The sequence below is a fragment of the Kiloniella majae genome (assembly GCF_002118315.1).
GTDB lineage: Bacteria > Pseudomonadota > Alphaproteobacteria > Kiloniellales > Kiloniellaceae > Kiloniella > Kiloniella majae.
Window position 1 is genome coordinate 1,040,266 of the sequence record NZ_MTSZ01000001.1, and the last position, 14,999, is coordinate 1,055,264.

12 protein-coding genes are annotated in these 14,999 nt (G+C 46.4%); 3 read left to right on the forward strand and 9 right to left on the reverse strand.

The window, feature by feature from the left end; translation table 11 throughout:
* Positions 1-19: 19 nt before the first annotated feature.
* From BKB51_RS04915 to BKB51_RS04930, 4 genes are read right to left on the reverse strand one after another with little or no spacing between them, the layout of a single operon-like run.
* Positions 20-616 (reverse strand): sarcosine oxidase subunit gamma, encoded by a 597-nt coding sequence (locus BKB51_RS04915; RefSeq protein WP_158090150.1) that lies wholly within the window; start codon positions 614-616, stop codon positions 20-22.
* Positions 609-3,629, reverse strand: coding sequence for a sarcosine oxidase subunit alpha (locus BKB51_RS04920; RefSeq protein WP_085899947.1), 3,021 nt, complete (start codon positions 3,627-3,629; stop codon positions 609-611). The genes BKB51_RS04915 and BKB51_RS04920 overlap by 8 nt, the downstream gene beginning before the upstream one ends.
* Positions 3,629-3,982, reverse strand: a complete 354-nt coding sequence (locus tag BKB51_RS04925; RefSeq protein ID WP_085899948.1) for a sarcosine oxidase subunit delta — start codon at positions 3,980-3,982, stop codon at positions 3,629-3,631. Before BKB51_RS04925 ends, BKB51_RS04920 begins: the two co-directional genes overlap by 1 nt.
* A 12-nt stretch (positions 3,983-3,994) precedes the next feature.
* Positions 3,995-5,245, reverse strand: coding sequence for a sarcosine oxidase subunit beta family protein (locus tag BKB51_RS04930; RefSeq protein WP_085899949.1), 1,251 nt, complete (start codon positions 5,243-5,245; stop codon positions 3,995-3,997).
* Between the two features lie 190 nt (positions 5,246-5,435).
* Here BKB51_RS04930 and BKB51_RS04935 point away from each other — a divergent pair, with 190 nt between their 5' ends.
* A complete protein-coding gene (locus BKB51_RS04935) occupies positions 5,436-6,503 on the forward strand; it encodes a GlxA family transcriptional regulator (RefSeq protein WP_085899950.1) in 1,068 nt (355 codons plus the stop codon).
* Between the two features lie 73 nt (positions 6,504-6,576).
* On the opposite strand, the gene BKB51_RS04940 is transcribed toward BKB51_RS04935, so the two are convergent.
* The 5 genes from BKB51_RS04940 to BKB51_RS04960 form a co-directional block, all read right to left on the reverse strand.
* Positions 6,577-7,422 (reverse strand): ABC transporter permease, encoded by an 846-nt coding sequence (locus BKB51_RS04940; RefSeq protein WP_085899951.1) that lies wholly within the window; start codon positions 7,420-7,422, stop codon positions 6,577-6,579.
* Between the two features lie 5 nt (positions 7,423-7,427).
* Positions 7,428-8,690 carry an ABC transporter permease gene (locus tag BKB51_RS04945; protein ID WP_085899952.1) on the reverse strand — a complete coding sequence of 421 codons (1,263 nt, stop codon included), beginning with the start codon at positions 8,688-8,690 and terminating at the stop codon, positions 7,428-7,430.
* A 168-nt stretch (positions 8,691-8,858) separates the two neighbouring features.
* Positions 8,859-9,953, reverse strand: a complete 1,095-nt coding sequence (locus tag BKB51_RS04950) for an ABC transporter substrate-binding protein (protein WP_085899953.1) — start codon at positions 9,951-9,953, stop codon at positions 8,859-8,861.
* 84 nt (positions 9,954-10,037) lie between these two features.
* On the reverse strand, positions 10,038-11,135 hold the full coding sequence (locus BKB51_RS04955) for an ABC transporter ATP-binding protein (protein WP_085899954.1): 1,098 nt from the start codon (positions 11,133-11,135) through the stop codon (positions 10,038-10,040).
* A 561-nt stretch (positions 11,136-11,696) separates the two neighbouring features.
* Complete coding sequence (locus BKB51_RS04960; RefSeq protein ID WP_085899955.1) at positions 11,697-13,088, reverse strand: FAD-binding oxidoreductase; 1,392 nt, start codon at positions 13,086-13,088, stop codon at positions 11,697-11,699.
* A 158-nt stretch (positions 13,089-13,246) separates the two neighbouring features.
* Here BKB51_RS04960 and BKB51_RS04965 point away from each other — a divergent pair, with 158 nt between their 5' ends.
* Positions 13,247-13,963 carry a DUF2161 domain-containing phosphodiesterase gene (locus tag BKB51_RS04965; protein ID WP_245813215.1) on the forward strand — a complete coding sequence of 239 codons (717 nt, stop codon included), beginning with the start codon at positions 13,247-13,249 and terminating at the stop codon, positions 13,961-13,963.
* 136 nt (positions 13,964-14,099) lie between these two features.
* Positions 14,100-14,888 carry a DUF3750 domain-containing protein gene (locus BKB51_RS04970; RefSeq protein ID WP_085899957.1) on the forward strand — a complete coding sequence of 263 codons (789 nt, stop codon included), beginning with the start codon at positions 14,100-14,102 and terminating at the stop codon, positions 14,886-14,888.
* Positions 14,889-14,999 lie beyond the last annotated feature (111 nt).

The window sequence follows — 14,999 nt, forward strand, 5'->3', positions numbered from 1 at the left end:
GGGTAAACATCTCATCTTCTTAAAGATGGTGATATTCACCCATTGCATCCAAGAGCCAGTCAACCAGATATTCGGCAAAGGATGGGCGGACAAACATCCGATAGGTCGGCTTGTCATCCAGCATTTGTAAAAGTACCGGTGCTTTCCCGACACGGGTTTGAACTGCCTGTCCCGGTGTAAAAGACTGAGCATCCATGTCCAAGCGACAACTTTTCTTCATGACATTACGCGCCTGAGCACCCGTTAGATCAAGCGCTGTACGGTTACCGGAAACATCGATAACAGCAACGTGCAATCCATCCAGCGCATCGCGCAGTTTTGTAACAAGATCATCTTGTCCGTCGACCGGACCAACAACCTGCCATTCGTCAGGACCAAGCCAGAAAACAGTAAAGTCACCCTTTGTTACATAGGTATTCGGGTCTGTAGGTACAGCAACACCAACGACCTTTTTCACCGCAGAAACAAACTTTTTATCTTCGACATTCCCACGGATATTCACCTGTGCCAGAAAAGGAATTTCCGACAAGTTGACACCCTGATCTCCGCTCACAGAACCATTGATCATGGCCTGTTCTTTGTGCGCGATAATACTGTTACGGAATGTATCAACCATCACGACGTTCTCCTTTTGGATCATAGAAGACCGGGCTGACAATTTTTACCTTTGTCACCTTGCCGCGATCATGCGCGTAAATCCATTGTCCCATACGGTTATGTCCATCCTTCACCAAAGCCATCGCGATGGAATGTCCAAGGTTAGGGCTCCAATAAGAAGATGTTACATGGCCGACCATCGGTGCCGGTGTCGGGTTCACACGCTCATAAGTAAGCTGCGCGCCCTCTTCCAGAACTTCCTTTGGATTTTCAGTTACAAGACCAACAAGCTGCTTACGATTTTCACGGGCAGTATCCTCACGCGTGAAAGAACGACGCCCAATGAAGTCACCTTTTTTCTTCGCAACGATCCAGTCCATACCAAGATCCTGCGGCGTTTGCGTGCCGTCAGTTTCCTGACCAATGATCACAAAGCCTTTTTCCGCACGAAGAACGTGCATGGTTTCAGTACCGTATGGCGTAATGTCGTACTTTTCACCGAGCTCCATACATTTCTTCCACAGATGGAGACCATGCCAGTTTCTGACGTTAATCTCGTAGGAAAGATCACCGGTAAAAGAAATCCGGAAGACGCGCGCCGGAACACCTGCAACTTCACCTTCACGCCATGTCATGAACGGGAAAGCTTCGTTAGAGAAATCCATCTCCGGCGCAAGTTCTTCCAATAGCTGACGAGCTTTTGGACCACCGATAGAAAGCGTCGACCACTCTTCAGTAACAGACGTGCAGTAAACTTCCAGATCAGGCCATTCTGTCTGCAAGTATTCCTCAAGCCAATCAAGAACACCAGCCGCACCACCAGTCGTCGTTGTCATGTGGAAGTGGTTTTCCCCAAGACGCGATGTCACACCATCATCAAAGACCATACCGTCTTCTTTAAGCATGAAGCCATACCGGCAAGATCCTACAGGAAGCTTTAGCCAGGCATTGGTATAAACCAGATTAAGGAACTGTGCGGCATCCTTACCCTGAATATCAATTTTACCTAGTGTGGACGCATCAAGAATACCGACGCCATCACGAAGAGCTGCGGTTTCGCGTGCAACCGCGGCATCCATGTCTTCACCAGCTTTCGGGTAATACCATGCACGCTGCCATTGGCCAACAGGCTCAAAAGTAGCGCCATTTTCCAGATGCCAGCCATACATAGACGTTCGACGAACCGGATCAGCCAAATCGCCATTGATTCCACGTCCAGCCAGCGCACCAAAGTTAACAGGTGTATACGGCGGACGGAAAGTCGTCGTACCGACTTTTGGAATGTCCTTTTCCAGCTGGGAAGACAAGATCGCCAAACCGTTCACGTTGGAAAGCTTACCCTGATCAGTCGCCATACCTGTTGTTGTATAACGCTTCATATGCTCGACAGAGTGCATACCTTCACGCGCTGCCAACATAATATCTGCGGCGGTAACATCGTGTTGATAATCAACATAATGCTTACGCTTGCCCTGACCAACGGGATGATCTGTTGGAACAACCCAATAGGCTTTGATGGCTTTTTCTTCGACAACAAGTGCTTTTGGTGAAGCTTTCGCCTTACCTTTGCCAAAACCTGTATCCATGGCTGCGGCAGCACCCGCTGCAGCACCTTCGTCAAGTGCAGACTGCAGGTCAAAAGAACCTTTACAGGCACCAACGGTACGTTCGTTTTGTGAAGAAATATTTGGTACAAAACAGATTTTCTCTTCATCATAACGGAGCTTGCCGATTGATTGAGAGAAAAGGTGAACTGCCGGATTCCAGCCACCAGAAGTCAGGATGGTGTCGCAATCAATTTTACGCTTGCTACCCGTGATCTTACTACCGTCTGAAGACACTGTTGCAACTTCAACCCCGGTAACACGCTTGCGGCCGAGTGTGGCGACAATACCAGAACCTGTTAGAACTTCGATACCTTTTTGACGTGCCGCGTTTGGCAGATCACCGTCAACGATTTCACGCAAATCAATGATGGTTGGAATATCCATTCCTGCATCAACAAGATCAATTGCAACAGAATAGGCACTGTCGTTATTTGTGAAAATAACACCACGACGCCCAGGTAGCGCACCATAACGATTTGCATAAGCCTGCCCCGCATTGGCCAGCATAATACCCGGACGATCATTATCCGCGAAAACCAACGGACGTTCGTGCGAACCTGTCGCCAGAACAACCTGTTTAGCACGGAAATGCCAGATACGGTGTTTGCTCAAGCCCGGCTTGGCACCCGGTCCAAAATGATCAGTTCTGCGTTCGTGAACTGTGATATAGTTATGGTCATAATATCCAAAAGCATTTGCACGCTTTAACAGACGAACATTATCCATAGATTCCAGTTCAGCAATAGCGGTATCAACCCATTCCTGAGCAGGCTTGCCATCAATGATCTGTTTTGTGTTCAACAAAGAACCACCAAATTCAGGTTGCTCATCACACAAAACAACACGGGCACCAGTACGGCCAGCTTCAAGCGCCGCACTCAGGCCCGCAGGACCGGCCCCAACAACCATGACTTCACAGAACTCGTTCATGTGGTCATAGGTATCCGGGTCTTTTTCACGGGGAAGCACACCCAGACCAGCCATGCGCCGGATAATCGGCTCGTACACCGTCATCCACATGGATTTTGGATCCATAAAGGTTTTGTAATAGAAGCCGGCAACAAAAATACGGGATGCTACAGAGTTAACCGCGGCAAGGTCAAAGTTTACAGACGGCCAGCAGTTAACTGATTTAGCTGTCAGACCTTCGTAAAGTTCAATCTGTGTCGCACGAACATTCGGCTCGCTACGCGGTCCGGTTTCGAGTTGGATAATTGCATTTGGTTCTTCAGAACCAGCTGTCAAAATACCGCGAGGGCGGTGCGTTTTGAAACTACGGCCCACCAAGTGAACCCCGTTGGCAACCAATGCAGAGGCCAAGGTGTCCCCTTTGGCACCTGTATAATTTTTACCGTTAAAGGTAAAATTAATGACATTGGAACGGTCAACCCGTGTTCCCTGTGTCGTACGGAACTTTTCGGTCATCACGCACCCTCTTTCTTTTTAACAGGGGCCTTTTTAGCAGCAGCTTTCTTAGCTGGAGCAGGTTTGGTAGTCACTGCTTCAGGTAAATCAGGCTTTTCACCTGTTTTATAAACAGAGACGATTTCATTGGTTACGGTGTTACGTGCAACGTTGAACCAACGACGGCATCCGTCAGAATGCACCCAACGCTCGCGGTGAACACCCTTGGTATTCGTCCGCATGAAAACGTATTCAGCCCATTCTGCATCAGTCAATTCATCCGGGTTTTCCGGGCGCACAATGTGTGCCTCGCCACCGTAATGGTATTCTGTTTCGTCGCGCTCACCACACCAGGGACATTTGATATAAAGCATCCAATTAACTCCTTAGTGGGCTACACCAGCAGCACCGTGTTCATCCACAAGCGCACCGGTAATAAAACGATCAATAGAGAACGCAGCATTAAGATCATGCGGTTCATCTTTGGCGATTGTATGGGCATAACACCAACCGGCACCTGGTGTTGCTTTGAAACCACCAGTTCCCCAGCCGGCATTAACGTAAAGGTTTTTAACCGGAGTTTTGCCAACAATCGGTGACGCATCAGGACAGGTATCAACAATACCGCCCCACGAACGCATCATCCGTGTCCGGGAGAACAGCGGGAAAAGCTCCATGGCTGATCCTAGCTGATCTTCGATCACGTGTAGCGAGCCACGTTGGCTATACCCAACATAGGCATCAATACCCGCCCCCATAACCAGTTCGCCCTTGTCTGACTGAGACACATAAACGTGCACGGCATTTGACATAACCACGCAATCAATCACTGGTTTCATCGGCTCTGAAACAAGTGCCTGCAAAGGATGGGATTCGATCGGCAAACGGATACCAGCCATATCAGCAACAACAGATGTGTGCCCGGCACAAGCCATCGCAACTTTCTTGGCTTTAATATCACCAAGCGACGTACGGACACCTTTTACAGTCCCGTTGTCGATCATCAGTCCTTGAACTTCACAGTTCTGGATCACGTCCACACCCATGTCATCCGCACCACGGGCATAGCCCCAGGCAACGGCATCATGGCGGGCTGTACCGCCACGGCGCTGTAGCGTGGCACCCATAACCGGATAACGGCTGTCTTTAGAGATATTGATAATCGGGCAAAATTCTTTGACCTGTTCAGCGTTCAGCCATTCAGCATCAATACCGTTCAGGTTATTCGCATTTACACGGCGAATTGATTCGCGAACATCACCAAGATTATGAGCAAGGTTCAAAACGCCGCGCTGAGAGAACATCACGTTGTAGTTCAGTTCCTGGGACAAGTTTTCCCACAGCTTCATCGCGTTTTCATAGAACAGGCCAGACTCGTCCCACAGATAGTTCGAACGAACAATCGTGGTATTACGTCCGGTGTTACCACCACCGAGCCAGCCTTTTTCAATAACGGCGACATTGGTAATGCCGTGCTCTTTTGCCAGATAATAAGCCGTTGCCAAGCCATGGCCACCAGCACCAATAATCACAACATCATATTCCGGCTTCGGATCTGGACTACGCCATTGGCGGGGCCAGTTCTGATGCCAGCTCATGGCATTTCTTGCCAAGCTGAAAATCGAAAAACGGGACATAGCCGTTCACACTCCTCTATTAGTTGTCCATATCCTACGCCTAGTTTCAAAACACTTCCATGTACGGCGAAGACAAGATCATTGAATACTTGCGACATTCTGATAATCTTCGTGTTTATAAGCGACACATTTCAGTCTTTATAAGCAAATCGTCATCACAAAGAGATACGCCACCAAAGGCAAGCAACACATGACATACAGAAGTTCGCAGGCAGATCCTCTATCCACCAAAGAAACCACATCTTTGAGTGTCGCATTTATCCTGCTCCCAAACTTCACTCTCACTCCCTTTTCCTCTGTTATTGATACCCTGAGACTCGCAGCAGATGATGAAGATTACAGCCGCCCCCTCAAATGCAGATGGTCCATCATCAGCCCCAAGCCCGGCAAACCTGTTAAATCAAGTTGCGGGGTAGAGATCACCCCATCACAGGGGATAAATGATCTCTCTCAATACGACTATCTGGTTGTCGTTGGTGGCCTTCTCCACAAGGGACCACAAGCGGATCATGAAAGCATCTCTGTATTGAAAAAAGCTGCCGCACAAGGTGTCTCCATCATCGGATTATGTACCGGCAGTTTTGCGATGATCAGAGCTGGATTGATGCAGGGGCGCAGATGTTGTGTCAGCTGGTATCACTATAATGATTTCCTAGAAGAATTCGCTGACGTCAAACCAGTCGCCGACCAGGTTTATGTTATTGATGGAAAACGCATTACCTGCGCAGGTGGTGCAGGTGCGTTGGATCTAGCCGCCTGGCTTGTCGAAAAACATTTGGGAAAAGCAGTGGCACAAAAAAGTCTCAGAATTCTTCAAGTCGACAGAGTTCGTTCAGCGTCGGCCCCGCAGCCGCAGCCCCCTACTGTCCAACTATCCCATAATGAGCGGGTCAGAAAAGCTGTTTTAACCATGGAACAGAATATGTCCGTACCGCTTTCCATCGAAGAGCTGTCCAGTCGTGTGAATATTTCAAAGCGCCAGCTCGAACGTACCTTTAGTGAACAGCTTGGTGTTTCACCCCAAGCTTGCTACAGAGACCTCCGGCTACGCCATGGTCTGTGGCAACTACTAAACACCGATAAGGCTATCAGTGACATCGCAGCCGATTGTGGCTTCTCCGATGCGTCACATTTCTCCCGGCACTTTAGCAAAACCTTCAAACGTCCGCCGTCTACTGTTCGTAGTCATCGTGAGGAAGGTCTGGAAATGCTACAAAAACTCATCCCGGAAAATCTCTCAAAACTAAACTTCGAATAATCGAATAGCAGCAATAAAAAAAGGCAGGGCTTCAAAGAAGCCCTGCCTTTTTTCGTACAAAGTATAAACCTCTTTAGGTAATACCGCGGATCCTGTCAGAACGACGACGTAGAATTTCCACTGTGGACAGCATAATAACCGAGAAAGTTATCAAAATTGTCGCCACAGCCAGAATAGTCGGACTGATCTGCTCTCGGATACCGGACCACATCTGCAACGGAATAGTTCGCTGCTCAACACCAGCGATAAAGATCGCCACAATAACCTCGTCAAAAGACGTCATCATCGCGAACAAAGCGCCAGAGATAACACCCGTCATAATTAGCGGCATCGTCACCCTAAAGAAAGTGTAGGTTGGTGTTGCTCCCAAACTCGCACCTGCCTTAATCAAGGTATGATCAAAGCCACTCAACGTTGCGGTTACCGTTATAACAACAAATGGTGTTCCCAAAGCAGTATGCGCAAGAATTAAACCTATGTAACTTTGCGCAATCCCAAGCTTTGAGTAAAAGAAAAACATCCCAGCAGCAGCAATAATCAAAGGCACGATCATCGGAGAAATCAACAATCCCATGATCATCCCTTTGAAAGGAAGTTCTGATCTATTTAATCCTAACGCAGCCAAGGTACCTAGAGCAGCGGAAAGTATTGTCGAAAAGAATGCGATAATCACAGAGTTTTTAATAGATTCCAGCCAGCGATCACTGGTCAAAAATTCTTCATACCAACGCAGAGAATAAGCGTCAGGATCAAGCGTTAACATCCCTTGCGTAAAACTAAAGTAAGGCTCTGCATTAAAAGAAAGCGGAACGATTACAAGAATTGGTGCAATCAAAAAGATGAAAATAGCCGCGCATAAAAAACGAAAGGTATAGTACCACGTACGTTCCAACGGGCCAGCATATGAAGGTACAGCCATAATCTTTATCCCAACTTAACAGAGTTAGTACCGACAACTCGGTTATAAACGCCATAGATTCCCAAGACGAGTACAAGCAACATGACACCCAGTGCCGCTGCCAATCCCCAGTTAAGTGAACCTTGCATATGATAGGCAATAAGGTTGCCGATAAACTGCCCTGATTGTCCACCAACCAAAGCCGGAGTGATGTAATAGCCAATCGACAGGATAAAGACGAGGATCGCCCCGGCAGAAATACCAGGAACAGTCTGTGGCAAGTATACTTGCCAGAAAGCAGTCCACGGAGTTGCGCCGAGTGATCGAGCGGCACGTAAATAGCTTGGCGGAACAGTCTTCATCACTGAATACAAGGGCAAAATCATAAATGGCAATAGGATATGGGTCATAGCAACCACCGTACCAATCGCATTATAAATCATCTGTATTCGAGCTTCATCAGCAATGATGCCGAACCAGACGAGTAAATCATTTAGAATTCCCTGTGCCTGAAGCATTGCAATCCAAGAACTAGTCCGCACAAGTAGCGATGTCCAAAAAGGAAGTAACACTAAAATCATTAAGACATTAGCAGTCTTCAAAGGTAACGAAGCCAAAAGATAGGATACAGGGTAACCGAGCAGAACTGTCATTCCAGTTATGAGCATCGACATCCATATTGTACGCCAGAACAGCTTTAGATATATCTGCTCTTTCGGATCAACAAAAGAAACCTCACCTTCCGGAGAAGTCTCCATATCAAAAGCATTGATATAATACGAAGCTGTTATACTTGCCCCAAGACGCTTGATTACTTTCCAGTTATCAATATCGCCCCATCCTTTTTTGATATCGACAAGAGATTCTTTATAGGGCGCCTGCAATTTTTTATGTTTACGCGAAGTCCCCATAATCAGACTACGCATACCACTTTTTTCGTAATTCAGTCGCTTAGCAGCTTTACCTATTGTCTTCGCCTTGCGTCCCTCAATAATATCTTGCGCCAAAGCAGCATAGATAGCTTCATCAGGTAGCTGTTGTTCATCCCAGTTTTCAAGAGCAGCCGTTGTTTGAGGCATAAACTCGTTAACCAGTGGATCATCAACACTACGATACAGCATGTTACCGATCGGCGCGACAAAGGTGACAATGATAAAAATAACTAAGGGCGCAACCAACATGGATGCCCTGATTTTGTTCCGGCGTAATGAGCGATGTAGGTCAGCTTTAAGCCGCTTCTGCTCTTCGGGGGCGAGTTCGCCCTTATTAGCCTCGACTGATATCGACATGAATTTTTCCCAGACGGTCTTTGAGGTTCAACTATTACCCGATTGATCACACAAAGAGTTTCCCCTTGCAGAGGGTTTATTATCTTTTGGGGCAGCTATTTAAATATTGATAGCTAAGTACTTTTGCAAAAGAGGGAGCATTTTCAGCTCCCTCTCTCATTTATTGACTTACTGAGCCAACCAAGCGTTGAAACGCTCGCTCAGATCATCGCCATTATCAGCCCAGAAACCAGCATCCTTTTTAATAGGAGTTTTGAAGTTTTCAGGGTTAGTCGGCATATGTGGGTTCATATCTACACCAGTGGAAATGTGTGTAGAGATCAACGGTGCAGACGACTTACGTGCAGGACCATAAGAAATATATTTCGCTTGATCAGCAAGAGCCTGTGTCGTTGTTGAGAAACGAAGATAGTCCATAGCAGCTTTTTTGTTCGGTGCATTCTTTGGAATCACCCAACCATCAAGCTCAAACATCTGGCCATCCCAGATAATTGTAAACGGCTGATTTTCAACAACTTGCGCATTAAAGATACGACCATTGTATGCAGACGCGATTGTTACTTCACCATCAGCAAGAAGCTGTGGAGGCTGCGCACCAGCGTCCCACCAAACAACAGAATCTTTAATTGTGTCAAGCTTTGCAAATGCACGATCTACGCCTTCTGGTGTATCAAGGACATCATAAACTTCGTCATAAGGAACGCCATCAGCAACAAGAGCCCACTCTAGGTTTGCCCCTGGAATTTTTTCAAGAGCACGTTTTCCCGGAAATTTCTCCAGGTCAAAAACGTCAGCGATTGTTTTTGGAGCATCTCCAGAGAAAGCAGTGTTGTTATAAGCAAATAGCGTCGCGTATACGATTGTAGGTACAAAGCAACCGCTTAAAGATCCATCAACAAAATCATCAAGAGGCATTGAACCATCAGCGCCTTTATCAAGATCATTGTTGTAGTCGATTTCTTCAACCAAACCTTCATCACAAGCAGTTAAAGCACCACCTTCAAGGATATCAACGACATCCCATGTACCATTACCAGCTTCAGCCTGGGCGCGCATACCAGCAAGTCCATTACCAGACTTATCTTCATCAAGAACGGTAATCCCGGTCTTTGCTGTAAAAGGATCACTGTATGCACCACGTTGGCTGGCAGTATATGCGCCACCCCATGATACCACTGTGATTGAATCTGCAGCTTGGGCTGCTGCACCAGCTACAAATGAACCCAGCACTAACGCAGTCGTAAGTTTTAAAGTTTTCTTCATTCTTAATATGCCTCCCTAAGGCTTTGTGACCTTCGTGTAAAACACCTCATTATCTTTTGTAAGAACAAAAGATGGTCTTAAGTATCAGGCATCAAGTGCCCGACAATCATCAATGCTCCATCCCACAGGAATGGTGTCGCCTTCGGCAAGACCTTTCTTGTCTGAAGAATTTGGAACTTTGACGATAAAATCATTATGACCACAGACGTTCATGCGAACGCGAATATGGTCACCAAGATAAATAACTTCTTCTGCTTTACCAGAGAACATGTTTTGACACTGACCCTCTGTCGGGTTCAAGAAAACTCGCTCTGGTCGTAGAGATAGCGTTGTCGCAGTACCTGCGCCATCTGTATTGATATCCAACGCCTTAACACGATCGCCGCTATCAAGAACGACTTCGCAAATACCATCAGCCAACGCATCAACTTTACCCGTAAGCTTGTTGTTCTCACCAATAAATTGAGCAACAAAAGCATTTTCGGGTTTTTCATAAAGTTCAACAGGAGGAGCAAGTTGCTGAATGCGACCATCCTCAAACACGGCAACACGATTTGACATTGTCAGCGCTTCGGATTGATCGTGCGTCACGTAAACAACCGTGACACCCAAGCGCTCATGAATATGTTTGATTTCATACTGCATCTGTTCACGCAGATTCTTATCAAGTGCCCCAAGAGGTTCATCCATAAGAACAAGGTCTGGTTCAAAAACAAGGGCACGCGCCACAGCAACACGCTGCTGCTGGCCACCAGATAATTGGGCCGGTCGTCGGTTTCCGAACTCTCCCAACTCTACCATATCCAGTGCGCGTTGAACTTTCTCTTCAACGTCTGCTTTGCTCATCTTTCTGACTTGCAGTGGAAAAGCTAGATTTTCCGCAACAGTCATATGCGGAAAAAGAGCATAGTTCTGGAACACCATGCCAATGCCACGTTTATGTGGTGCGACATTATTAATGGAACGTCCGTTAAGATAGATATCACCATGCGTTGCGGTTTCAAACCCGGCAAGCATCATCAGTGAAGTGGTTTTACCGGAACCAGAAGGTCCCAACATTGTTAGAAATTCGCCCCGTGGTATGTCAACGTTAAGGTCTTTAACAACCAAATTTACGCCGTCATAACTCTTTTGGACCCCATCAAAGCGTACATACGCTTCACTAGATGCGGGATTCGCCATAGCGCTTATTGCCTCGCTACCTGTTTATTTTTTTACGCTGTATGCGCATTATTTTGCTCACACATTAGAAACACTAATTCCTGATGAATCAAGCACTCACAAAAAAATGTTGTGCAATTCCAAAGGAACAAGCATCTCGCTCACTATTAATTCATATGGCTGGATTTACTTTATCCGACTTGCTGACCAAGTCTTGCCTCCCATTTTTAGCACAGCTAAATGCCACACTATCTTCACTGAATGTTTTTTAAGAAGAAGAGACTTACTTCTCTCAAAAAGTACCCTTCTTGAACGAGGGTTATTATCAATTCAGCTTATTTGCCTTTACCTCAACTACGATGGCTCATGAACCGAACACTGTCATGAATAGATGTGACATTAACATGAACGATTGAGACATAATGACTTATTTTTCATCCAATAGCGACATTTTCATCTTTAAAATCGCCAGTTTTCAAAATTAAATTTCCTACGCGCTTCACCTAAATAAATTAGGTAAATCAACAAGATCTTTTCACCTCATCGCGACAGCAGCCTTTATCCTAAGGCCGCTAATAAACATCATTCCTCGGGAACAACTTTACCGGGATTTAAAAGCCCCTTGGGATCGAGAGCCTGTTTAATTTTCCGCATGACTGCAACGGCATTATCCCCATGTTCTTTGATCAAGTACTTTTTCTTGCCCATACCAACCCCGTGCTCTCCGGTACAGGTTCCCCCAAAACCTATCGCCATATCTACCATCGCCTTGTTGACGCGTGACGCACTGTCCATTTCATTCTGGTTTTGTGGATCAACAATAAAAAGGACGTGAAAGTTTCCATCCCCTACGTGCCCGATAATCGGTGCGACAAGTTCTGCCTGATCAATTAACTTGCGCGTTTCGAGGATACATTCTGATAACTTTGAGACAGGGACACACACATCTGTTGGCCACCCCTCACAATCTGAACGCAGATTGATACTGGCATAATAGGCATCATGTCGTGCCTGCCATAATTTATTGCGATCTTCCTGCTCAGAAGCCCATTGGAAATCACCGCCACCATAATCTTTGACAATCTCTCCTACCTGCTCGGCTTGTTCAGCCACACCAGCAGGTGTTCCGTGAAACTCAAAGAAAAGAGTCGGTAAAACAGCATAATTAAGTTTGGAATAGCGATTAACAGCATCCATCTGCACATCATCCAGCAACTCAATTCGAGCCACAGGAATACCAGTTTGCACGATCAGCATGACGGCATCTACAGCTGTTTCAAGACTATCAAAGGAACAAACCGCAGATGAAATCGCCTCTGGAATGCCATAAAGCTTTAATTGCAGCTCAGTAATAATGCCCAGCGTACCTTCTGACCCCACCATAAGTCGCGTAAGATCATAACCTGCTGAAGATTTTCGCGCCCGTCCGCCCGTACGAATTACCTCCCCATCAGGCAAAACAACCGTTAGCCCAAGAACATTATCGCGCATGGTACCATAGCGCACAGCATTAGTACCCGACGCCCGCGTCGCAGCCATACCACCAAGGGACGCATCTGCCCCAGGATCAATCGGAAAAAACAGCCCCATATCCCGCAAATGGTGATTAATCTGTTTACGTGTCACACCGGCTTCAACCCGGCAGTCCAAGTCTTCGTCGTTTACTTCCAAAATGTTTCCCATTTCAGAAAGATCAATACACAAACCACCGGCAACAGCCGCAACGTGCCCTTCTAACGACGTGCCCGTACCAAAAGGTACAACGGGGCAATCATGCTCATTACAAAGTTTCATTATCGCTGAAACTTCTTCCGTCGAACGCACAAAGGCAACGGCCTCTGGCGGCATAACGGGATGATGGGACTCACCTTTGCCATGTCTTTCGCAAATCGCAGCAGAGAAGTTCAGGCGGTCCCCCAATATTTTAATCAGGGAAGCCTTCAAACTATCATTAAGACGTACTTTATTCCTCATTCAACCACCTGCGAAACTATGAAGATCGGACTCAAAGTCCTGAAGAAACCAAATCATGCTGGACTAACATCATGAGATCATTACCCTATCACGGAAGGAAATCATCAACCACCTGACAATAATATTTATTTTAATTTCATAGAGATAAGAGCATTCCCTTGCGAGAAACAGAGCTATATCCACCAGTAAAGGCATACCTTGAAAATCAGGGATATGAAGTAAAATCTGAAATAAAGGGATGTGATGTCATTGCAGTTCGCGGCAATGAAACACCTATCATTGTCGAGCTCAAAACCGGCTTTAATCTGACGCTCCTTCTTCAAGGGATTGATCGGCAAACACTGAGTGACGATGTCTATATTGCCTTCGCAATTCCCCACAGGTTAAAGAGAACCAATCCCTGGTTCCGCCAACAAAAAGATATCATCAAACTGTGTCGCCGTTTAGGATTGGGCCTCATTACTGTGCGCATGAGCGAAAATCAACCAACAGACATTCAGGTTCACGTTGACCCCGGCCCCTATCAGCCACGTAAAAACAAACGCCGCCAAGGATTGCTCCTCCAAGAGTTTGAACGCCGAGTTGGCGATCCCAACGAAGGCGGCACGAATAAACGCCCCATCATCACAGCTTATCGTCAAGATGCCCTGCGCTGTATAAGCTTTCTTCATCAACATCAAAAAGCAAAAGTTGCAGACGTCCGAAAGAATACACAGGTAGAAAAAACAGCCGCGATACTTCAGCGCGATGTTTATGGCTGGTTTATCCGTGTTGAAAGGGGAATATACGAACTTTCGCCCAAAGGGCAGGAAGCCATCAAAGAGTATGATGATATTATACAGGGCCTCAATGGCCAAAAGTCACCCGACGAATAAAGGAGAGGTAAGGTAAAATACGCTCATCACAAACCGGAGCAATAATCTATCACGAGTACGTGATATAACCTCCTCGATTACTTGTCAGAGGGATACTTGCCATATGAATGCCCTATTATCCTTTTAGAAACAGGATATGAAATATTTTTTTAGGTCGATAAGACGCCTCACAGCCATTGTATTGCTTTTACTTGTTGGTCCCGGACTTGTCATTCTGACAGGGCAAGTTGATCTGAATACGCCGTGGAGCAAAGCAAATCATGACAGAACAGGTATTGCTCCAGATCCGAGCCTTACCCCGGAAGCAATTATACAAATCTATGGCGCACGTACCTTTAACTGGCGCGGTGCATTTGCCGTCCACACCTGGATTGCTTTTAAAGAGAAAAATGCCCAAGAATACACCCGGCTGGAAGTCATTGGCTGGCGTCACTATCGAGGAATGCCTGTTACCTCAATATCGACTGGATGGCCTGATAGAAACTGGTTTGGATCCAGTCCTGAAATTTATTACGACCTTCGTGGCGAACAGGCCGCTGAAATCATTCCACAGATTATAAAAGCAGCAGAAACATATCGCTTTCCCGATCGATACGAAGCGTGGCCCGGACCAAATTCCAACACCTTTACGGCCCACGTGATCAGGCAAATCCCATCTTTGGATGCAGACCTGCCGCCAACAGCTATTGGCAAAGATTATCTGGATGAAGACGATAATTTTTTTGCCGCTGCGCCAAGTAACACAGGCCTCCAGCTGTCTATCTATGGCATCGCAGGGGTTACCGTTGCCAAAACCGAAGGTTTGGAAATTAATCTGCTCGGATTAAACTTTGGTGTTGACCCTGATGACCTTGCTCTTCGCTTACCCGGTATCGGCAAAGTGGGTTTTATAGAAAGCTCATCTGCATCCCAATCGCAAAATTGACAAAAAGTTCTGATATAAATTTCTAATAAGAAAGGTTGCCGTCGCACACGATAGCATTCTGAACGTGAACGATAGCTCTGATTTAGCTTCTTTCTTGGCACAGGGATTGAC

Excerpts from the sequence above, each read along its gene's own strand:
- BKB51_RS04945 (WP_085899952.1), bottom strand. The coding sequence starts at position 8,690 with ATGTCGATATCAGTCGAGGCTAATAAGGGCGAACTCGCCCCCGAAGAG.
- BKB51_RS04940 (WP_085899951.1), bottom strand. The coding sequence starts at position 7,422 with ATGGCTGTACCTTCATATGCTGGCCCGTTGGAACGTACGTGGTACTAT.
- BKB51_RS04925 (WP_085899948.1), bottom strand. The coding sequence starts at position 3,982 with ATGCTTTATATCAAATGTCCCTGGTGTGGTGAGCGCGACGAAACAGAA.
- BKB51_RS04950 (WP_085899953.1), bottom strand. The coding sequence starts at position 9,953 with ATGAAGAAAACTTTAAAACTTACGACTGCGTTAGTGCTGGGTTCATTT.
- BKB51_RS04915 (WP_158090150.1), bottom strand. The coding sequence starts at position 616 with ATGGTTGATACATTCCGTAACAGTATTATCGCGCACAAAGAACAGGCC.
- BKB51_RS04935 (WP_085899950.1), top strand. The coding sequence starts at position 5,436 with ATGACATACAGAAGTTCGCAGGCAGATCCTCTATCCACCAAAGAAACC.
- BKB51_RS04960 (WP_085899955.1), bottom strand. The coding sequence starts at position 13,088 with ATGAGGAATAAAGTACGTCTTAATGATAGTTTGAAGGCTTCCCTGATT.
- BKB51_RS04955 (WP_085899954.1), bottom strand. The coding sequence starts at position 11,135 with ATGGCGAATCCCGCATCTAGTGAAGCGTATGTACGCTTTGATGGGGTC.
- BKB51_RS04970 (WP_085899957.1), top strand. The coding sequence starts at position 14,100 with ATGAAATATTTTTTTAGGTCGATAAGACGCCTCACAGCCATTGTATTG.
- BKB51_RS04930 (WP_085899949.1), bottom strand. The coding sequence starts at position 5,245 with ATGTCCCGTTTTTCGATTTTCAGCTTGGCAAGAAATGCCATGAGCTGG.
- BKB51_RS04920 (WP_085899947.1), bottom strand. The coding sequence starts at position 3,629 with ATGACCGAAAAGTTCCGTACGACACAGGGAACACGGGTTGACCGTTCC.